This window comes from Hymenobacter edaphi, from assembly GCF_003258365.1.
GTDB classification, from domain to species: domain Bacteria; phylum Bacteroidota; class Bacteroidia; order Cytophagales; family Hymenobacteraceae; genus Solirubrum; species Solirubrum edaphi.
Map to the genome: position 1 here is coordinate 1,404,316 of NZ_QHKM01000001.1, position 19,997 is coordinate 1,424,312.

Annotated in this window: 17 protein-coding genes and 1 tRNA gene; 5 read left to right on the top strand and 13 right to left on the bottom strand. The window is 60.9% G+C overall.

The genetic code is table 11. From position 1 onward, the window contains the following. Positions 1 to 47: 47 nt before the first annotated feature. The 11 genes from DLM85_RS05770 to DLM85_RS05815 form a co-directional block, all read right to left on the bottom strand. The gene (locus DLM85_RS05770) at positions 48 to 1,001 is read right to left on the bottom strand and encodes an N-acetylornithine carbamoyltransferase (RefSeq protein WP_111477094.1); all 954 of its coding nucleotides are present in this window, start codon (positions 999 to 1,001) and stop codon (positions 48 to 50) included. A 91-nt stretch (positions 1,002 to 1,092) separates the two neighbouring features. Next, on the bottom strand, positions 1,093 to 1,728 hold the full coding sequence (locus DLM85_RS24975; RefSeq protein ID WP_133256926.1) for a hypothetical protein: 636 nt from the start codon (positions 1,726 to 1,728) through the stop codon (positions 1,093 to 1,095). A 33-nt stretch (positions 1,729 to 1,761) separates the two neighbouring features. Next, the gene (locus DLM85_RS24980; RefSeq protein ID WP_133256927.1) at positions 1,762 to 2,091 is read right to left on the bottom strand and encodes a hypothetical protein; all 330 of its coding nucleotides are present in this window, start codon (positions 2,089 to 2,091) and stop codon (positions 1,762 to 1,764) included. 348 nt (positions 2,092 to 2,439) lie between these two features. Next, the gene (gene carB / locus DLM85_RS05780) at positions 2,440 to 5,688 is read right to left on the bottom strand and encodes a carbamoyl-phosphate synthase (glutamine-hydrolyzing) large subunit (protein WP_111477098.1); all 3,249 of its coding nucleotides are present in this window, start codon (positions 5,686 to 5,688) and stop codon (positions 2,440 to 2,442) included. 61 nt (positions 5,689 to 5,749) lie between these two features. Further along, positions 5,750 to 6,154: a hypothetical protein gene (locus tag DLM85_RS05785; RefSeq protein WP_133256928.1), complete on the bottom strand. Its 405-nt coding sequence runs from the start codon at positions 6,152 to 6,154 to the stop codon at positions 5,750 to 5,752. Positions 6,155 to 6,261: 107 nt separating this feature from the next. Then, positions 6,262 to 6,678: an Imm50 family immunity protein gene (locus DLM85_RS26335; RefSeq protein WP_111477100.1), complete on the bottom strand. Its 417-nt coding sequence runs from the start codon at positions 6,676 to 6,678 to the stop codon at positions 6,262 to 6,264. Between the two features lie 97 nt (positions 6,679 to 6,775). Then, positions 6,776 to 7,861, bottom strand: a complete 1,086-nt coding sequence (gene carA / locus DLM85_RS05795) for a glutamine-hydrolyzing carbamoyl-phosphate synthase small subunit (RefSeq protein ID WP_111477102.1) — start codon at positions 7,859 to 7,861, stop codon at positions 6,776 to 6,778. 502 nt (positions 7,862 to 8,363) lie between these two features. Then, a complete protein-coding gene (locus tag DLM85_RS05800; RefSeq protein ID WP_111477104.1) occupies positions 8,364 to 9,503 on the bottom strand; it encodes an aspartate aminotransferase family protein in 1,140 nt (379 codons plus the stop codon). A 173-nt stretch (positions 9,504 to 9,676) separates the two neighbouring features. Next, positions 9,677 to 10,657, bottom strand: coding sequence for an N-acetyl-gamma-glutamyl-phosphate reductase (gene argC, locus DLM85_RS05805; RefSeq protein WP_111477106.1), 981 nt, complete (start codon positions 10,655 to 10,657; stop codon positions 9,677 to 9,679). Positions 10,658 to 10,724: 67 nt separating this feature from the next. Further along, positions 10,725 to 11,912 (bottom strand): argininosuccinate synthase, encoded by a 1,188-nt coding sequence (argG, locus tag DLM85_RS05810; RefSeq protein ID WP_111477107.1) that lies wholly within the window; start codon positions 11,910 to 11,912, stop codon positions 10,725 to 10,727. Positions 11,913 to 12,137: 225 nt separating this feature from the next. Beyond that, on the bottom strand, positions 12,138 to 12,770 hold the full coding sequence (locus DLM85_RS05815) for a GNAT family N-acetyltransferase (protein WP_207890959.1): 633 nt from the start codon (positions 12,768 to 12,770) through the stop codon (positions 12,138 to 12,140). An 857-nt stretch (positions 12,771 to 13,627) separates the two neighbouring features. Between DLM85_RS05815 and argB the strand changes: the two genes are divergently transcribed. Together argB and DLM85_RS05825 are read left to right on the top strand one after the other, a co-directional pair. Continuing rightward, positions 13,628 to 14,410, top strand: a complete 783-nt coding sequence (gene argB, locus DLM85_RS05820; protein ID WP_111477108.1) for an acetylglutamate kinase — start codon at positions 13,628 to 13,630, stop codon at positions 14,408 to 14,410. Further along, positions 14,398 to 15,468 (top strand): M20 family metallo-hydrolase, encoded by a 1,071-nt coding sequence (locus DLM85_RS05825; RefSeq protein WP_111477109.1) that lies wholly within the window; start codon positions 14,398 to 14,400, stop codon positions 15,466 to 15,468. The genes argB and DLM85_RS05825 overlap by 13 nt, the downstream gene beginning before the upstream one ends. A 53-nt stretch (positions 15,469 to 15,521) precedes the next feature. Here the strand turns inward: DLM85_RS05825 and DLM85_RS05830 are convergent, their stop codons facing one another. Next, positions 15,522 to 15,986, bottom strand: coding sequence for a VOC family protein (locus tag DLM85_RS05830; protein ID WP_111477110.1), 465 nt, complete (start codon positions 15,984 to 15,986; stop codon positions 15,522 to 15,524). 255 nt (positions 15,987 to 16,241) lie between these two features. On the opposite strand from DLM85_RS05830, the gene argH reads away from it, so the two are divergent. From argH to DLM85_RS05840, 3 genes are all read left to right on the top strand, one after another. Continuing rightward, on the top strand, positions 16,242 to 17,468 hold the full coding sequence (gene argH / locus DLM85_RS05835; protein ID WP_243635893.1) for an argininosuccinate lyase: 1,227 nt from the start codon (positions 16,242 to 16,244) through the stop codon (positions 17,466 to 17,468). Continuing rightward, positions 17,421 to 17,495 (top strand) — tRNA-Ser (locus tag DLM85_RS25365). The genes argH and DLM85_RS25365 overlap by 48 nt, the downstream gene beginning before the upstream one ends. 622 nt (positions 17,496 to 18,117) lie before the next feature. Next, on the top strand, positions 18,118 to 18,654 hold the full coding sequence (locus tag DLM85_RS05840; RefSeq protein WP_111477112.1) for a TetR/AcrR family transcriptional regulator: 537 nt from the start codon (positions 18,118 to 18,120) through the stop codon (positions 18,652 to 18,654). Between the two features lie 83 nt (positions 18,655 to 18,737). On the opposite strand, the gene DLM85_RS05845 is transcribed toward DLM85_RS05840, so the two are convergent. Beyond that, positions 18,738 to 19,934 (bottom strand): cation:proton antiporter domain-containing protein, encoded by a 1,197-nt coding sequence (locus tag DLM85_RS05845; protein ID WP_111477113.1) that lies wholly within the window; start codon positions 19,932 to 19,934, stop codon positions 18,738 to 18,740. Between the last annotated feature and the right edge of the window lie 63 nt (positions 19,935 to 19,997).

Here is a 19,997-nt window from a genome sequence, read left to right on the forward strand (position 1 = left end):
CGGTTCGTCTGCGGCTCAGAATGACGGCCCTCTTTTCCGCTTAGCGCTTAGCCTTGCGGCTTCAGCATCTCGTGCAGCACCGTCTGCATGGAAAACACGCGGTTGCCGGCTTCCTGCACCACCAGGGAGTTGGGCGAGTCCAGCACCGCGTCACTCACTTCCACGTTGCGGCGCACGGGCAGGCAGTGGATGAACTTCGCGTCGTTGGTGAGGGCCATGTGGCGCGCGTCCACCATCCAGCTCGGGTCCTGGGTGATGACCTGCCCGTAGTTCTGGTAGCTGCTCCAGTTCTTGGCGTACACGTAGTCGGCGCCTTCCAGGGCCTTCTGCTGGTCGTACTCGATGCGGGCACCCTTGGTGAACTGCTCGGCCAGCTCATAGCCCTCGGGGTGGGTGATGACGAAATCCACCCAGTCGACTTCCGAGAACCAGTCGGCGAAGGAGTTGGGCACGCACTGGGGCAGAGCGCGCACGTGCGGGGCCCAGGTCAAGACCACTTTCACGCGCTCGGTTTTCTTGGTTTCGGCCACGGTGATGAGGTCGGCGAAGCTTTGCAGCGGGTGCAGGGTGGCGCTTTCCAGGCTGATGACGGGCACGGTGGCGTGCTGCAGAATCTTGTTGAAGACCACCTCATTATAGTCCTCGTCGCGGTCCTTGAGGCCGGGGAAGGTGCGCACGCCCAGCACGTCGCAGTACTGGCTCATCACGGCAATGGCTTCCTTGATGTGCTCCTGCGTGCTGCCGTTCATCACCGCGCCGTCGGCCATTTCCAGGGTCCAGGAGTCGGCACCGGCGTTGAGCACCCAGGCTTGGGCCCCGAGGTTGTAGGCGGCCTTGATGGAGCTGAGGCGGGTGCGCAGGCTGGGGTTGAAGAAAATCAGCCCGATGGTCTTGTTCTTGCCCAGGTGCTGGTAGCCGAAGGGGTTCTGCTTAATCTCCAGCGCCTGTTGCAGCAGGGCACGGTAGTCGGGTACGTCGGCGAACGAGGTAAATTTTTTCATGGGGTGTTCTACGGGATTTCAGAACGTCAGACGGCAAAGGCCGTCATCCTGAGCTTGTCGAAGCATCTCTACCGCTTCGTGGAACGCAGGGCTATTTCTGCTCTTTCTTGATTATTTCAACCTTGACATGATGCGTCCGACGGTTCTCATAGTACTGAAGGGCTTCCTTTTCAACCTCAGCCTTGGTCACGCTGGGCCGCCAAGATTTATCTAATGTGTAGCCGTCTTCTGAAACAGCGGGTTGCTCGAAGCTGACGGCGGCTTTCTCATCCTCTGGAATGAATTGATACAGCTGCCCCATCCGAATCATCGAATCCAGTGAGGTCAGTCCGTTTTTGTGCATTTCTTCCTCCGTCAACTCTTCACCGCAATTGTCACAGTGCTTTTCCTGCGCATTAAAGGCTATGTAGCCGCAGACTGGGCACGTGGAATATACAATACCGTCTTTGCTCATCACCTGGCCGGATTGCGGCATCAGAATAGTTGGTAGTGCCAATCCGATTACCAGAACTACTAGCACAACCACTCGGACGGTAACAGAACGCTTGCTGGTAAAATAATAACCGGCTACCCCTAATGCGCCAGCGACTAGGCCGGCTAGACCACTGTAAAGAACTTTCATGCCTTTATCAGTCGTGTATGCATCACCAAACTGCATAGCACTTATCAAGGGAAGCACTAGAAAGGCGACAAACCAGTACTGGTCTGTATTCAGTTTTGATTTCAAGATATGCGGCCGTTATGCTGGGAGATTCACCAATTACTTATCAGTACGTCTCGCTTGTGTCTGATACATGACTACAAACTCCTGCGCCTCCCGCATATTCTCCGGGTACTGGACATAGTTTTCAATCTTGGCATTTCGCACGGGGTTCTCATCCACATGATAGATGTGCTGATATGAAAAGCCGTTTTCAACAAGAAATTTCACGGTTTCCCATTTAGCCGTTTCCGTTTTCTTCGGCGGGCGAAACCGGTGTGGCAGTCGAATCATCTGCTGCCCACATTCTCTGCACGTCATTTCGCCAGTCACGCCAAAAGGCATATTGAATGCTTTGCGACAGTTCAGGCAGACGTTTTTGTGTCCCATAGCTGGTAAACAAGAATAAGAAGGTCAAACCTGGAAACGCGTGACGGCATGCTCCATCTGGCGTTCTTGTAAACACCGCTGACATAAGGTACACTGCGCTAAACTCGCGCCAACTTGGTTTCTGAGCACCTGTGAGGTCCCATGTGCTCAGAAACCATTGTTTTTAGGCACATAGGACGTCACACCTGCCCATAATCAATGGTTTTCGAGCACATGGGACCTTACACGTGCCTGAAATCAATGGTTTCCGAACACATGTGACCTCACACCTGGCAAAAAACGATGGTTTCCGAGCACATGTGACTTCACACTTGCCCGGAAACCATCGGTTCCTGCCGTAGGCCCCGCTTACAGCACCGGCTCGGTCTGCGCCTTGAACTCCTTCCAGCTCTTGATGCTCAAATCCTGCAGCTTCAGCGTGGTGAAGGCCTTGATAAAGGCTTTGGCCAGGCGGGCGTTGGTGATGAGCGGGATGTTGAAGTCGACGGCCGTGCGGCGGATTTTGTAGTCGTTGTCCAACTCGCCCTTGGTCAGGTTCTTGGGGATATTGATGACCAGGTCGATTTTCCGCTCGCGCAGGTAGGTCAGGGCGTTGGGCTCCTGCAGCTCGTCGGGCCAGTAGACCAGGGTGCTGGCCACGCCGTTTTCGGTCAGGAACAGGTGCGTGCCGTGGGTGGCGTAGATGGTGTAGTCCTTCTGCACCAGCAGCTTGGCGGCGCTGAGCAGGGCCACCTTGGAGAGCAGCGGGCCGCTGGACATCAGCACCGTCTTTTCCGGAATGCGGTAGCCCACCGACAGCAGGGACTTCAGCAGCGCTTCCTCGGCCGTGTCGCCCAGGCAACCCACTTCGCCGGTGCTGGTCATGTCCACGCGCAGCACCGGGTCGGCGCCCTGCAGGCGGGTAAAGGAGAATTGCGAGGCCTTCACGCCTACGAAGGGCAGGTCATATACCAGCTCGCTTGCGTCGCGCTCCACGTGCTGGCCCAGCAGCACCTTCGTGGCCTTCTTGATCAGGTTGTGGCCCGATACCTTGCTCACGAACGGGAAGCTGCGGGAGGCGCGCAGGTTGCACTCGATAACGCGGATGGCGCCGTTTTTCTCTAGGAACTGGATGTTGAACGGCCCGCTGATTTCGAAGCGCTTGGCAATCTTCTCGGCAATGACCTTGAGCTTGCGCACCGTGCCCACGTACACGCGCTGCGGCGGGTAGTACATGGTGGCGTCGCCGGAGTGTACGCCGGCAAACTCCACGTGCTCCGATATGGCGTACGACACGATTTCGCCCTTGTCGGCCACCGCGTCCAGCTCGATTTCCTTGGCTTCCTGGATGAACTCCGACACCACCACCGGGTACTCGGCGCTGACCTCCACGGCCAGTTTCAGGTACTCCTCCAGCTCCTGCGGGTTCGACACCACATTCATAGCCGCGCCCGACAGCACGTAGCTCGGGCGGATCAGCACCGGGAAGCCGACTTCTTTCACGAAGCCGTAGATGGCCTCCATCGTGGTCAGCTCGCTCCAGCGCGGTTGGGCAATGCCCAGCTCGTCCATGATGCTGCTGAACTTGTGGCGGTTTTCGGCCTCGTCGATGCGGGCGGCGGCGGTGCCCAGGATGGGCGCGCCGGCCTGCTCCAGGCGGGTGGCAATGTTGTTCGGAATCTGCCCGCCGGTGCTCAGAATCACGCCCTGCGGCGCCTCGAAGTCCAGGATGTCCATCACCCGCTCGTAGCTCAATTCCTCGAAGTACAGGCGGTCCGACACGTCGTAGTCGGTGCTTACGGTTTCGGGGTTGTAGTTGATGATGATGGACTTGTAGCCCTCCTCGTTCACCGTCTGGGCCGCGTTTACGCCGCACCAGTCAAACTCCACCGACGAGCCGATGCGGTACACGCCCGAGCCCAGCACCACCACCGACTTGTCGGTTTCGGGCGCCAGGTCGTTTTCGGTGCCGTGGTAGGTGAGGTAGAGGTAGTTGGTTTGGGCCGGGAATTCGGCCGCCAGCGTGTCGATTTGCTTGACCACGGGCAGTACGCCCAGGGCCTTGCGGCGGGCGCGCACCAGCATTTCGTTGGCTTTCACCTCGGCCGGGCCGAGCAATTGCACGGCCAGCTGCTGGTCCGAGAAGCCCGCTTTCTTGGCCTGGCGCAGCAGGTCGGTGTCGAGGGCATCGAGGCCGCCCTGCTGGCGCTTTTCGCCGAGCTGCAGGCCCAGCTGGTAGATGCCGTAGAGGCGCTGCAAAAACCATCGGTCGATGCGCGTCAGCTCGTACACGCGCTCCACGTCGTAGCCGGCCTGGAAGGCTTCGTTGATGGCGAAGATGCGCTCCTCGTTCGGCTCGCTCAGCAGCGTGTCGAGGTCCGAGAGGTCGATGGGCTCGGGCTTGTTGGCCACGAAGCCGCGGCGGCCTGTGTCGAGCATGCGCAGGCCCTTCTGCACGGCTTCCTCGAAGGTTTTGCCGATGGCCATAACCTCGCCCACGCTCTTCATGGCCGAGCCGATCTGGCGCTGCACGCCCGCAAACTTGCTCAAATCCCAGCGCGGCAGCTTCACCACCAGGTAATCGAGCGAGGGCTCGAAGAAGGCCGAGGTGGTCTGCGTCACGCTGTTTTTCAGCTCGGCCAGCGAGTAGCCCAGGCTCAGCTTGGCGGCCACGAAGGCCAGCGGGTAGCCCGTAGCCTTAGAAGCCAGGGCCGAGGAGCGCGACAAACGGGCATTCACCTCAATCACGCGGTACTCCTCCGAGTGCGGGTCGAGGGCGTACTGAATGTTGCACTCGCCCACGATGCCCAGGTGGCGGATGGTCTTGATGCCGATGCTGCGCAGCTTGTGGTACTCGCGGTTGCTCAGCGTCTGCGACGGAGCCACCACGATGCTCTCCCCGGTGTGGATGCCGATGGGGTCGAAGTTCTCCATGTTGCAGACGGTGATGCAGTTGTCGAACTGGTCGCGCACCACCTCGTACTCCACCTCTTTCCAGCCTTTCAAGGACTCTTCCACCAGAATCTGGTCGGAGGTCGAGAAGGATTTCTGGGCCAGGGTGCGCAGCTCGTCCATGTTGTTGGCGAAGCCGCTGCCCAGGCCGCCCAGCGCGAAGGCGGCGCGCACGATGATGGGGAAGCCAATCCGCTCCGCGGCCGCCAGCGCGTCTTCCATCGTCGTCACCGCTTCGCTGCGGGCCGTGAGCACGCCGATCTGGTCGAGCTTTTCCTTGAAGATGTCGCGGTCCTCGGTGTCGATGATGCTCTGCACGGGCGTGCCGAGCACGCGCACGTTGTACTTCTCGAACACGCCGGCGCGGTACAGGGCCACGGCGCAGTTCAGGGCCGTTTGGCCGCCGAAGGCCACCAGGATGCCGTCGGGCTGCTCCTTCTTGATGACTTCCTCCACGAAGTAGGGCGTCACGGGCAGGAAGTACACGTCGTCGGCAATGTCGTCCGACGTCTGCACGGTGGCAATGTTGGGGTTGATGAGGATGGTGCGGATGCCTTCCTCTTTCAGCGCCTTGAGGGCCTGCGAACCGGAGTAATCGAACTCACCGGCCTCCCCGATTTTGAGGGCACCGGAACCGAGGATGAGAACTTTCTGTGGTTTTTCCATTCTAGGAGTTAGCGTACCCGACCCGCGCGGGAGTCGTAGTGAAAAGTCTTGTGGAAGCTGACTACAGCTTGTTGAGTTCCGTGAGCGGCACGGTCCGCTCTTCGCGGAACAGCGTGTCGGTCTTAATCATGTCCCACTGCCCGGAGGGTCGCTTGACCATCCACATCTTGAGGGTGGCCTCGCCCCGCTCGCCTTGCAGCACAAACTGAAAAACGTTCGTGTCTTTCTTGGCCCCGAGCTGCTTCACCTTGAAGTTGGTGCCGCTTATTTCGCCGATGCGGTTGGTGATGCGCGGGGAGTATTTGGCCGACTTCATGGCCCGGGCCACCAAGTCGCCCGGCTCCCCGAGCACCGCTTTCAAAATGGTCTTCTGGCCCACGAACTTGCCGAACAAGTACACGGCCAGCACCAGGGCACCAGCTACGATAAACACCCAATTCGGCAGACCTCTACGTTTTTCTGGCATGTGGACAGTGCGGTTGAGGGAGCGAATTTAGAGGGTGAGTTTGTGTGGGGTGCAGACCGTCATGCTGAGCTTGTCGAAGCATCTCTACCGCTTCGTTAGACGCTCAACTAAGCTTGTTCTTTTTGGTAGCCCGATATGTTGTCGACATGTATCCAAGTAGCCGTTGCTTGAAAAACGACTCCTTGCGGCTGGGTGGTGAATGTTATCTGAAAGCGTGTCCCATCATGAATGATACTCAAGTCTCCTATGCCGCTTCCGCTAGGAATAGTGCACTGGATTAGCTCGGTTTGAATCAGGTTCAGGCTCAGTTGGACCGTATTGTACTTCCGCTGTACCCATTTGATTGGGGCATCAGTAGGAAAATCCTTCAAATCGAAGTGGAGCTTGCATTGTAGGTCACCGCCACAGACAATAGCCACCTCAGACAACTGCACTTGCGCTAACGAGGGCGGCTCTGCCGAGTAGATACTCGTTATCGTTTTGGGGTTTACAAGGTGCTCAATCCACATCGAGGCAGTGCTCATCAGGTTTAGCGGCTACAGGAAGCCAACGAAGCGGTAGAGATGCTTCGGCAAGCTCAGCATGACGTTCTTTTCCGTCGTGCTGAGCTTGGTCGTCCGGCTACTTACCAGCCTTGTATTTCTCTACCTCATCCAGGAACTGGTCGAACAGAAACTCTGTGTCCTGGGGGCCGCCGGCGGCTTCGGGGTGAAACTGGGTGGAGAAGAAGGGCTTGGTTTTGTGCTTGATGCCTTCGCAGGTACCGTCGTTGAGGTTCTCGAACAGCATGTCCCACTCGGCGGGCAGCGTGGCGGTGTCCACCGCGAAGCCGTGGTTCTGGCTGGTGATGTAGCTGCGCTGGGTGCCGGTGAGCTTCACGGGCTGGTTGTGGCTGCGGTGGCCGTACTTGAGCTTGAACGTGTCGCCGCCGGCGGCCAGGCCCATGAGCTGGCTGCCCAGGCAGATGCCGAAAATGGGCTTGTCCTGCTGCAGGGCTTTCTGCAGGTGCTCGATGGTGGGCACGCACATTTTCGGGTCGCCGGGGCCGTTGCTCAGGAACAGGCCGTCGTAGTCGAGCTGGGTGAAGTCGTAGTCCCAGGGCACGCGGATCAGCTCCACGTCGCGCTCCAGGAAGCAGCGGATGATGTTGGTCTTGGTGCCGCAGTCCACCAGCACGATTTTGTTTTTGCCGGTGCCGTAGTGCTGCACGCCTTCTGGGCTCACCTGCGCCACCAGGTTGTCCTGGTTGGGGTCGTGCATCGGAATGTCCTGCTCCGCCACGATTTTGCCGAGCATGGCGCCCTTCTCGCGCAGCTTCTTGGTGAGCATGCGGGTATCCACGCCGCAGATGCCGGGGATGTTGTACTCGGCCAGCCAGTCGCCGAGGCTCTTGGCGGCGTTCCAGTGGCTGTGCTCCTCGGAGTAGTAGTTGACCACCAGGCCCGCCACGTGAATCTTGTCCGACTCGAAAATTTTGGAAATCGACTCGTACAGCTCCTCGCCCGGCACGCCGTAGTTGCCCACGATGGGGTAAGTCAGCACCAGGATCTGCCCGGCGAAGGACGGATCGGTGAGGTTTTCGGGGTAGCCGGTCATGGCCGTGCTGAACACCACTTCGCCCGCGGCCGAGGTGAATGCGCCGAAAGATTGGCCCTGAATTTCGGTGCCGTCTTCCAGCACCAGCTTCACCGATTTAGCGTTTTCCACTCTGTTTTGCGAAAAAGGGTTTACTCTGTTGATTTTCTGCGGTGCGCCTCACCCCCCGGCCCCCTCTCCGAAAAGGAGAGGGGGAGCCTGACGGGAACTAGCGTCAGCCAAGGGAGCCAAGCGGCGGTGACCGGGCGCGGGGCGGCGGGTGTGCCGTGTGGCTACTGCCCGTTGTCGGAACCGCCCGGATACAATTTCGGCTGGAACAGAACCAAACATCAGGGGTCTATTCCAGCCGAACGAGGACTTAAGCCAAACGGGAGCGAAAGAAGGTAGATCAATCGGTCCCGCGCCCGGCCGCTCCCAGATGTCAGGCATCGGGAAATCGGGCGGGCAGGCCTGCTGGAAGAAAGGGGCTTGGGTGGCCGTTGTTTCAGGGAAAAAACCGGCCAGGGGCTGCGCAATTCCAGGAAACGGCAGCGTGCAGCTGATCAGAAGGTGAGCTTTGCTCGTGAACCTTGTGGTGCCACTCATTAAGGCCGCAAGTTAGGCCACAAGTCGCTTAACTCCTTACCTCCGCCGGAATAATTGCGTACAGCGCCCGCAAAAACTGGTCTACCTCCTCGCGTTTGATGTTCAGCGGCGGCAGCAGGCGCAGCACCCCGGGGTCGGAGGCGTTGCCCACGAAGATGTGGTAGTCGGTCAGCAGCTTGTCGCGCAACTCCTTGATAGGGAAGTCGTACTTGATGCCCACCATCAGCCCACGGCCGCGCACTTCCTGGGCGCCGGCATTGGCCAGCAGCTCCTGGCGCAGGTACTCGCCCATTTCCGTGGCGTGGGCCAGCAGATTTTCCTGCTCGATGACTTCCAGCACGGCCAGCGCGGCGGCGCAGGCCAGGTGGTTGCCGCCGAAGGTGGTGCCCAGCAGCCCGTACGAGGCCTGGAACTCCGGCGAAATCAGGATGCCGCCGATGGGAAAGCCGTTGCCCATGCCCTTGGCCACCGAGATGATGCCCGGCCGCACGCCGGCGTGCTGGTGGGCGAAGAACTTGCCGCTGCGCCCGTAGCCGCTCTGCACCTCGTCGGCGATGAGCACCGCGCCGTACTGCCGGCACAGCTGCTCTAGGCCCCGCAGGAACTCGTCGGAGGGCATGATGATGCCGCCCACGCCCTGAATCGGCTCGATGATGACGGCGCAGGTCTGACCCGCTTGCAACACCCGCTCCACGTCCGTCAGATCGTAGGGCAGAAAGCTGATCTGGTGCCCGGCGTTGAAGGGCGCCACGATTTTGGCGTTGTCGGTGGCGGCTACCGCGCCCGAGGTGCGGCCGTGAAACGCGCCCCGGAACGCAATAACGTGGCTTTTGCCGGTGTGAAACGACGCCAGCTTCAGCGCATTCTCGTTGGCCTCGGCACCCGAGTTGCAGAGGAACAGCGTGTAATCCTGGTAGCCCGATACCTCCCCGAGTTTCTGCGCCAACTCCCGCTGAATCGGGATGTGCACCGAATTGGAGTAGAACCCGATGTTCTGCAGCTGCTCGGTAATGCGCCGCACGTAATGCGGGTGGCTGTGGCCGATGCTGATGACCGCGTGGCCGCCGTAGAAGTCGAGGTACTGCGCGCCCTTGTCGTCCCAGAGCTGCGCCCCGAGGGCGCGCACCGGCGTGATGTCGTTGAGCGGATAGACGTTGAAAAGCTCCATTCTGTAGCGAGAAGTGAGACTGTGAGACATGAGAAGTGAGACGCGGCCGCCTCTACCGAACGTCATGCTGAGCTTGCCGAAGCATCTCTACCGCTTCGTCCGACTCCCCCTCTCCTTTTCGGAGAGGGGGCCGGGGGGTGAGGCGCAACAACTTGCATGATCGTGCTAATCCCTTAGAAAAGCACCGATTTGAGATTCAAACCCGTCGTTTCAGGCAGGCCGAACAGCAGGTTCATGTTCTGGATGGCCTGGCCCGAAGCGCCCTTCACCAGGTTGTCGATAACCGAGGTGATGAGCAGCTGCTTGCCGAATTTCTGCACGTGCAGCAGGCACTTGTTGGTGTTGACCACCTGCTTGAGGTGCACTTCCTTATCCGACACCGTGGTAAACGCGGCGTCGGCGTAGAACTGCTGGTACAGCGCCCGGGCCTCGTCCTGGGTCAAATCCGAGGGCGTGTAGACACTAGCGAAGATGCCGCGGGTGAAGTTGCCGCGGTAGGGCACGAAGTTGATGTCCAGCTCCAGCGGCGTCTGCAGCTGCGCCAGACTCTCCCCTATTTCGCCCAGGTGCTGGTGCGTGAAGGGCTTGTAAATGGACACGTTATTGCTGCGCCAGGAGAAGTGCACCGTGTCGGCCAGGCTCTGCCCCGCGCCCGTCGAGCCGGTAATGGCCGATACGTGCACATCGTCGGTGAGCTTGCCGGCCTGGGCCAGCGGCAGCAGCGCCAGCTGAATGGCCGTGGCAAAGCAGCCGGGGTTGGCAATGCTCTGCGCCTGCTGAATGCGTGTCCGGTTCAGCTCCGGCAGCCCGTACACGAACTCCCGGTCCTGGAACTCCCGGTCGGCCTGCAGGCGAAAGTCGTTGCTGAGGTCGATGACGTGGGTGGTTTCCGGCAGCGGGTGCTTCTCTAGAAACGCCCGCGAGTTGCCGTGGCCCAGGCACAGGAACACTACGTCCTCGTCGCCGCGGAGCTTGTCGGTGAAAATCAAGTCCGTGTCGCCCAGCAAATCGTCGTGCACGCTGCTCACGTCGTTGCCGGCGTTGGAGGAGCTGACGATGCTGGCAAACTCCACGAACTCGTGGCGGAGCAGAATGCGAATCAGCTCGCCCGCCGTATAGCCGGCCCCGCCGACGATGCCCACCTTGATTTTCACCCCGTCCGGCGCGGGCGCAGTGGTACCACGACTCTGAGTCGCAGTACCACTATCGTTGAACGACTCGTTATTCATCGAAAGAGGAGTGAATGCGCAGCTGGTTGCTGAAAATCTTGATGAAGCCCTTCGCGTCGCGCGAGTCCCAGGCGTTGTTCTCTTCGCCGTAGGTGGCCACCTTCGACTGCATCATGTCGAACTTCGACTCCACGCCCAGCAGCTCAAACTGGTAGGGCTTCAGCGTCACGTACACCGTGCCCGACACCCGCGCCTGCGACGAATCCAGGAACGCCTCCATGTCGCGCATCACCGGGTCGAGGTATTGGGCCTCGTGCAGCAGCGTGCCGTACCAGTTGGCTATGTAGTCCTTGTGCAGCAGCTGCCAGCGCGAGGACGTGTGCTTTTCCAGCAAATGGTGCCCCTTGATGAGAATCAGCGGCGCCGGGGCCTCGAAGCCTACGCGGCCTTTGATACCCAGAATCGTGTCGCCCACGTGGGTGTCGCGGCCGATGGCGTACTGCCCGGCCAGCTCGTTAAGCGCAATAATCAAATCCACCGGCTTCATCGCCTCCCCGTTCAGGGCCACCGGCTCCCCTTTCTCGAAAGTGATGCTGATTTCCTGCGGCTCGGTCTTCGTCAGCTGGGTCGGCCAGGCCGACTCCGGCAGGCCCTGCCGCGAAGTCAGCGTTTCGACGCCGCCCACGCTGGTACCCCAGATGCCCTTGTTGATGGAGTATTTGGCTTTTTCCCAGCTCATCTCCACGCCGTTCTGTTGCAGATATTCGATTTCCTGCTGGCGCGAGAGGCCCAGGTCGCGGATGGGCGTGATGATTTCGGTGTTCGGCGAAATCACCGAGAAGGCCACGTCGAAACGCACCTGGTCGTTGCCGGCGCCGGTGCTGCCGTGGGCAATGTAGTCCGCTTTGTTCTCGCGGGCGTACTCGGCCAGCGCCAAGGACTGAAACATCCGCTCCGCGCTGACGCTCAGCGGGTACGTATCGTTCTTCAGCACATTTCCCGCCAGCAGGTAGCGCAGGCACTGCTGGTAGAACCGCTCGGTTACGTCGATGACCTCGTGGCGCTTGGAGCCCATTTCGTAGGCGCGCTTTTCGATGCCGGCCAGCTCCTCCGCCGAGAAGCCGCCCGAGTTGACGATGACCGTGTGGACTTCCAGGCCCAGTTCTTTCGTCAGATACACGACGCAGTAGGACGTATCCAATCCGCCGCTATAGGCGAGAACTACCTTTTTTTGGGACATGAGACTATGAGAAGGTTCTTGAGAGAAGGTTTGCGTTGTTGGGTTGGGCCTTGAGGTTCAATTAGAACGTCATGCCGAGCGCAGCCGAGACATCTCGCGGGCTGATGACCGCCCTATCGATTGCCCAGGGTTTAACCCCTGAGCTACTGAGTCGTGCTATCGAAGCGGCAGAGCTACTTCCACTGCGCTCAGCATGACGTGCTGTTTTGAACGTCAGAAGCGACCCTAAATCGTGAAGTTCGAGTTCGAGGCCACGGCCGCTTCTGCCGAGCCGGGCTCGTCCTTGGGCTTATCGAGGAAGTCGATGGTGGCCTGGGCGCGCTGCCCGTACTCGTCGTTCAGGTTGTCGTACACCATGCCGGTGCAAAGGCACATGCGGCGCTGGTTTTCCTGCAGAATCGGGTAGTACTTGCACGAGGAGCAGCCCTTCCAGAAGTCGTCCGACTGCGTCAGCTCCGGGAAGGCCACCGGCCGGTAGCCCAACTCGGTGTTCATCTTCATCACCGGCCCGGAGGTGGTAATGCCGAACAGCTTGGCCTGCGGGTACTTCGAGCGCGAGAGTTTGAACACCTCGTTTTTGATGGCGCGGCCCAGGCCCTCCTTGCGCATCTGCGTATTCACGATCAGCCCCGAGTTGACGACGAATTTCTCGTCCTCGAAGGTTTCGATGTAGCAGAAGCCGGCCAGCTGGTTGTCGATGAAGGCGATGATGGCGTTGCCACTCTCCATCTTCTTCATCAGGTACTTAGGGTCGCGCTTGGCAATGCCCACGCCGCGCTGCTTGGCCGATTCCTCGTACCATTGGCAAAGCGTGTCCACATACTGCACGTCGGCAGCATCAGCAACTCGTAGGATCATCGGGAGGGAGACAATGGTGCCGGCCATTCGCAAGCGGACGCGGCAGGAAAGTCGGAAGGGTCAGGAAACAGCAGCAGATGTACGCGCGGGTACGCGGCGCGAAGCAGCCCCCGCACGGGGTTGTCGCAACGACCAGCCGGCTCCGAATGAGCGGCCGGTATCCGGGAAAAGTGCCAGTTGGGGAGGGTTGGCTGGGGCGGGCAACGCGCCCTCAGGGGCGTCGCGCAGGCGGGGACCAGGTCAACCCACCATCAGTACATGTACCGCGTCCTACACTCGTGCAGCCAGTTTGTGTCGTTAGAGTCCTCTCCGCTCGTGGGCCGCGCCGACATCGGCGCCGGGTACCACTCCTGAAATTTTTCGCAAACATACTCCTCAGTCGTTACAATGCAAACGTACGTTGGCGCCGCGCGGGGCGGGGGTACGCTGACTGGCCGGGCGCGCTTAGCCGGAAAGCTGGCTAACTTCTACGATTCCCGGGACTTCGTGACTGAAAAGCGACGGTGAAAAAAGCGGCGGTTAGCAAAAAATTAACGCAACCGGCCGGCTTCTCTCGTATCAAATGCGGGCTGAGGACCGCGACGGCTCCGCCCCCAACCGACGCACCCGCCTGGGGTACGAAAGCAGCGTAATATACGGGGGTCGTCGGAGCATGGCAGGTGCCGAATGGCAATTGGTCATTTTGCTGCCTTAATGCGTACCGGCCAAAAATCGTTTCAAAAACCTCGTAGAATTGCGGGCTGATTTCGGCCTGTCAGGCCGGCATGTAGAGATGCAGCCTGGCAGTGGCTGATTCATCGGATCTGCCCCAAACATCAGCAACGATTGAGACGCGAATACGCGTCTTTACAACGTTCATGAAACACATCCTCAAAGTATTCAAGATTGGCGGCGGCATCCTCGACGACGAGGCGCAGCTGCTCGCATTCGTGCGCGAGTTCAGCCGGGTAGCGGGCCGCAAAATCCTGGTGCACGGCGGCGGCAAGGGCGCCAGCCAGATGCTGCAGGATCTGGGCATTCAGCCCCAGATGGTGCAGGGCCGCCGCATCACCGACGCGGCCACGCTGGACGTGGTGACCATGTTCTACGCCGGCAAAACCAACAAGCAGCTGGTGGCCGCCCTGCAGGCCGCCGGCACCAACGCCCTGGGCCTCAGCGGCGCCGACGGCAACGTTATCCGCGCCGTCAAGCGCCCGGTCAGGGACATCGACTACGGCTTCGTGGGCGACCTGCCCGCGGGTAGCGTCGACACCGGCCTGCTGGGCACGCTGCTGGAAGCCGGCCTCGCGCCGGTGCTCTGCGCCATCACCCACGACGGCCGGGGCCAGCTGCTGAACACCAACGCCGACACCATTGCCAGCACCGTAGCCCGAGCCCTGGCGGCGCAGTACGAGGTGGAGCTGCACTTCTGCTTCGAGAAGGACGGCGTGCTGGCCGACATCCACGACGAAGCTTCGGTGATTCCGCAGATTGAGCCGGGGCAGTACCAGCAGCTTAAGGCCGCGGGCGTCATTGCGGCAGGCATGATTCCGAAGCTCGACAACGCCTTTGCGGCCCTGGAAGCCGGGGTGGAAAAAGTGGTTATCGAACACGCGCTGAAGATTAACGCGCCCGTCAAGACCGTGCTATGCCGGAGCTAACCGCTGCTTTAGGCGACGCGGCCATCGGGCTGCTGATTCAGCTGATTCGCACGCCTTCCTACTCGCGGGAGGAGGCGCAAACGGCCGCGCTGCTGGTAGATTTTCTGCGCCGGCACGGCGCCGAGCCGCAGCGCGCCGGCCACAACGTGTGGGCCCGAAGCCAGCACTTCGATCCGGCCAAGCCCACCATCCTGCTCAACTCCCACCACGACACGGTGAAGGCCGGTGCTTCCTGGACTTACGACCCGTTCGGGGCCGTGGTGGAGGGCGACCGGCTCACCGGCCTGGGCAGCAACGATGCTGGCGCCTCGGCCGTGAGCTTGCTGGCGACGTTTCTGCACTTTCACCAACGCCAGGATCTGGCCTATAACCTCGTCTGCGCCATCACGGCTGAAGAGGAAATATCGGGCGCGGGCGGCATCCGCAGCGTACTGCCGCTACTGCCCCCTATTGCCCTGGGCCTCGTGGGCGAGCCGACGCAGATGGACTTGGCCGTGGCCGAAAAAGGCCTGGTGGTGCTCGACTGCACCGCCCACGGCCGCACCGGCCACGCGGCCCGCAACGAGGGCGAAAATGCCCTCTACAAAGCCCTGGACGATATCAACTGGATTCGCGGCTATCAATTTCCGGACGTCTCGCCCCTGCTCGGCCCGGTGAAAATGACCGTAACGCAGATTCAGGCCGGCTCCCAGCACAACGTGGTGCCCGACCGCTGCCTCTTCGTGGTGGACGTGCGCACAAACGAGTGCTACTCCAACGAGCAGGTGGTGGCTCTGGTGCAGCAGCATATCAGTGCCGAAGTCAAGCCCCGCTCCACCCACCTGAACTCCTCGCGCATTGCCTTGGAGCACCCGCTGGTGCAGCGCGGCCGGGCGCTGGGCCGCCGCACGTTCGGCTCCGCCACGCTGTCGGATCAATCGATGATGCCCTTCGACACCGTGAAAGTGGGCCCCGGCGACTCGGCCCGCTCCCACACCCCCGACGAGTACATCCTGCTCAGCGAAATCCGCGGCGGCATTCAAGGCTACATTGAGCTGCTCGACGGCCTGGTGCTGTAGCGCGGGCTTCAGCCCGCGTCCGCCCGAACGATATTGTTCCGCGCTACGCCTCATCAGGCCTGCTCCAGCGCGGCAATGTCGATTTTGTGCATCCGCAGCATGGCCTGCATGCGGCGCTCGGCCTGCTCGGGGGTGTCGCCGCGCATCAGCGCGCCCATGTTGGCCGGCATGATCTGCCACGACACGCCGAACCGGTCCTGCAGCCAGCCGCACTGGTCTGGCCGGCCGCCGTCGGCCGTCAGCGCGGCCCACAGCCGGTCGATTTCGGCCTGGTTCTCACAGGCCACCGACAGCGACATGCCTTCGGTGAAAGTGAAATGCGGGCCGCCGTTCAGGGCCACGTACTGCTGGCCCGCCAGGCTGAATTCCACGGTCATTACCTGCCCCGCGGGCATGGGGCCAGCGGCGGGGTAACGGGTGACGCGGGTAATGGCTGAGTCCGGGAACAGACTGGTGTAAAGCCGCGCGGCGTCCTCGGCCTGGTCGTTGTAGGTAAGAAAAGTGGTGATTTTCTGCATGGGGGCGGGCGCTTGGTGTCGGCTCAAAAGTAGCGGCCGGGCGTAGCCGTGACCCGGGCCGTCTGCGTCAACTTCCGGGGCATTTGCGACCAAGCCCGCCCCCTCTCGCCGCGTCCACCGCGGGCAAAGCCCCGCCGCATCGTCCGCTCGTCGCCGCCGTGCGCTACTTTTGCGCCCATGAAGATTTGGGACAAAGGCATTGCCGTCGATAAGAAAATCGAGCAGTTCACCGTGGGGCGCGACCGGGAGCTGGATATGTACCTGGCGCAGTTCGACGTGCAGGCGTCGCGGGCGCAGGCCCGCATGCTGGCGCAGGTCGGGCTGATTTCAGCCGCCGAAAACGAGCAGCTGCAGCAGGGCCTCGCGGAGCTGGCCGCGCAGATCGAGGCGGGCACGTTTATTATCGAGGAAAGCTTTGAGGATGTCCACTCCAAAATCGAGTATTACCTGACGGAGAAGTTTGGTGACGCGGGCAAGAAAATTCACACCGCCCGCTCCCGCAACGACCAGGTGCTGACGGCCATTCAGCTGTTTCTGAAAGACTACACCGAACGCGCCGCCGCCCAAATCCTGCAGCTGGTGGACGTGTTGCTGCGCAAGGCCGAGCAGCACCAGGCCGACCTGATGCCCGGCTACACGCACTTTCAGGCCGCCATGCCCAGCTCGTTCGGGCTGTGGTTTTCGGCCTACGCCGAGCATTTGCTGCTGGACCTGGCCTTGTTCGAGGCCGCCCACACCGTGGCCGACCAGAACCCGCTGGGCTCGGGTGCCGGCTTCGGCTCCTCCTTCCCCATCGACCGGGCCCAGACCACCCACGACATCGGCTTCGGCAGCCTGGCGGTGAGCAGCGTGGGCGCCCAGATGCTGCGCGGCAAAACCGAGAAGACGGTGGCCTTTGCCCTGGCCGGCGCCGCCGCTACCCTCTCGAAGATGGCCTACGACCTGGTGCTCTACAACTCCCAGGACCTGGCCTTCGTGGAGCTGCCGGCGGCCTTCACCACGGGCAGCAGCATCATGCCGCACAAGAAAAACCCGGACGTGTTCGAGCTGATCCGGGCCCGTTGCAATGCCCTGCAGGGCGTGCCCAACACCCTCATCCTGGCCACCAATAATCTGCCCTCGGGCTACCACCGCGACTTCCAGATCCTGAAGGAGCTGCTGTTCGAGCCGCTGACGCAATTTCTCGATATTCTCGACATCGTGCTCTTTGCCCTGCCCGAGCTGAAGATCAAGCCCAATCTGGTAGAGCAGGCCAAGTACGACGCCATTTTCACCGTCGAAAACATCAACCAGCTGATTCAGGCCGGTGTACCCTTCCGCGAGGCCTACAAGCAGGTGGGCCGCGCCGTGGAAGACGGCAGCTACCAGCCCCACCGCGACTTTCAGACCACGCACCTGGGCAGCGTGCACAACCTGGGTCTGGCCGACATCCGGGCGAAAGTGGCGCAGTTCCGGCAGCGCAGCAGGCTGCTGCCCGGCTAGCCTGGCCGCCGGCCCCGGTTTTCCGCAATCCTTTGTGGCGGGGCCCCAACAGCCCGACCCAACAACAAACCCCGGCCAGATTGGCCGGGGTTTGTTGTTGGGCAAAACCGGTATTCCAGCCCGTCAGCGCCACTTCGGCCGATATATCAGCACAAAAAAACCACGCAACTTTAAAAAAATTTTCATTACGAAATCAACTTATAGCCAGGCGCTTATATTCTACTTCAGCACTGGTGAGTGGATACTCACAAAAAAAAGTAAGCTAACACTTACTTGGATCTGCAATCCTTTGCGTAATATTGCTCTCACTAACGGGCAATGACTCCCACTAGTTGCTAGTTAGCTTACTACCACGTTCTGTTCTACCGGCTGTTGTCCCACCCCAGCCGGAACCCTTTCGAGAATCAGCTCCCAAGCTGACTTATCGAGCCCCAAGACCGGCCGATTCGGAAACCCCGAGTCGGCCGGTCGTTTTTTGTATTGGGGCGGCCCGCTTTCCGGCGGGCGTCCAAGGCTGCTGACTTGTGGGAAGGGCACCGTAAAAAAATCGCGCAACGAACCGCATAATGGGTGAACTTGCGGCGTTTTGGCCATATTTGGCCGCCAATAACCCAGCGCGTCGGTTTTTTCGGCCGTACCACCAGCCTCCATGTCTACAGTCAACCGCAAACAGCACATCGCTCAGGTAGCCTTGCAGCTCTTTGGGGAGAAAGGCTTCGAAAACGCCTCCACGCAGCAGATTGCTAAAGCAGCCGGCGTTTCGGAAGCCCTTATTTTCAAGCACTTCGGCTCCAAAGATCAACTGCTCGACTTCGTCATTCGCAGCGGCTACAAGCGCATCATCGAGGAAAACCGCGGCTGGCTTTCCGAACAGGACCCGCTCACGTTCATCCACGCCGTCATCGATCTGCCGGTGAAGCTGGTGCAGACCGAGCCGCATTTCTGGAAGCTGCAGTACCGTCTGGCCAACGTGGAATCGGCGCGGCAGCAGCACGAGCGGTTTATGCAGCCGGTACCGGCCCTGCTGGAAAAGGCCTTCAAGGCCCTCGGCTACGACGAACCGGAAAAAGAATCCAGCCTGCTGCTGCTGCTCGTGGAAGCCCTCTGGAAAATCGAGGCCAACAAGACCGACGAGCACGTACGCGACATGCTCGACTTCATCAAGCGCAAGTACCAGCCGCAGTAGGTTCCTGGCGGCTACCAACGCCAAAAACGCCCCACGCAGCCGAGTACAACGGCTGCGCGGGGCGTTTGGCGTCTCTGCGCGGATCAGTACTCCCCGATCTGCGGCTGCGCCTTGCTGGGCAGCTGCAGCCCGACGAGCATGAGTACGCCGGTGAGCAGAATGACCACGAAAAGGATGTTTTCGCTGACTTCGCCGATGAGGTGCTTGGCCGGAATGCTGTAGAACAGCAGGATGGTAATCAGCCCCTTGGGCGCAATGAACACCTCCGGAATGAGGCTGGTGCGGGCCACGTAGCGCAGGTAGAAATAGCGGATGCCGGTGAGCACGGCCACGATGAGCACGCCCTGCAGCAGCAGGCGCGCGTCGAGGATGCCGCTGAGCGAAATGGAGTAGCCGAAGAGCAGGAAGAAGAACGTGCGGATCAGGAAAGCCGATTCGGCGGTGATGCTCTGCAGCTGGTGCAGCTCGTCCTGCAGGCGCTCCAGCTGAAACCAGCGCCGCAGCGGGCCGCGCAGAAACTGGTCGGCGTTCTTCACCACGAGGCCGAACACGAGCACCACCAGCAGCGAGGAGAGGTGCAGCTTCTTGGCCAGGGAGTAAATCAGGATCAGGAAAGCCAGGATCAGGAAAAACTTGACGTGCAGGCGCAACCGGTCGAGCAGAAAGGCCAGCACGGCGGTGGCCAGCACCGACACGACGAGGATGGCCAGCAGGTCGCGGCTGAAAGTGAGGGCCGACATGCCGCGGGCGAAGTTGTCCTGGGCCACGAAGTTGAAGAACATGATGCCCAGGATGTCGGAAAACGTGCTTTCGTACACGATAAACTCCTGCTTTTCGCCCCCCAGGCCGGCCACGCTCGGAATGGCCACCGCCGAGCTGATGACGGCCAGCGGCACGGCGTTGAGCAGGCAGCTCTGAAACGGTACCGTAGGCCCCAGGTACCACTGCAGCAGCCCGCCGATGGCGTAGGCCTGGCCCAGCAGCATCAGGGCGGCGGCGGCGAAGGCGCGGCGCACCAGCGGGCCCTTGTCGCGGCTGATTTTCAGGTTCAACGACTCCTCCAGCACAATCATGATCAGCCCCACAATGCCGAGCAGCTCCAGCGTGACGCGCGGCAGCACCACGGTGGCGTCGGCGTAGTCGACGGCCTGCTTGATGGCAATGCCGGTGAGCAGCAGCATGAGCACGGAGGGCACTTTGGTAGCCCGCGCCACGATGTCGAAGAGGTACGAGAGAATAACGGCGATGCTCAGGTAAATCAAGATGGAGTAAGGTCCCATGCAAGCAACATACGCAACCCAGCCGGAACGCGCTGCCCGCGGCCGGCGGCGGCGTGCTTACTT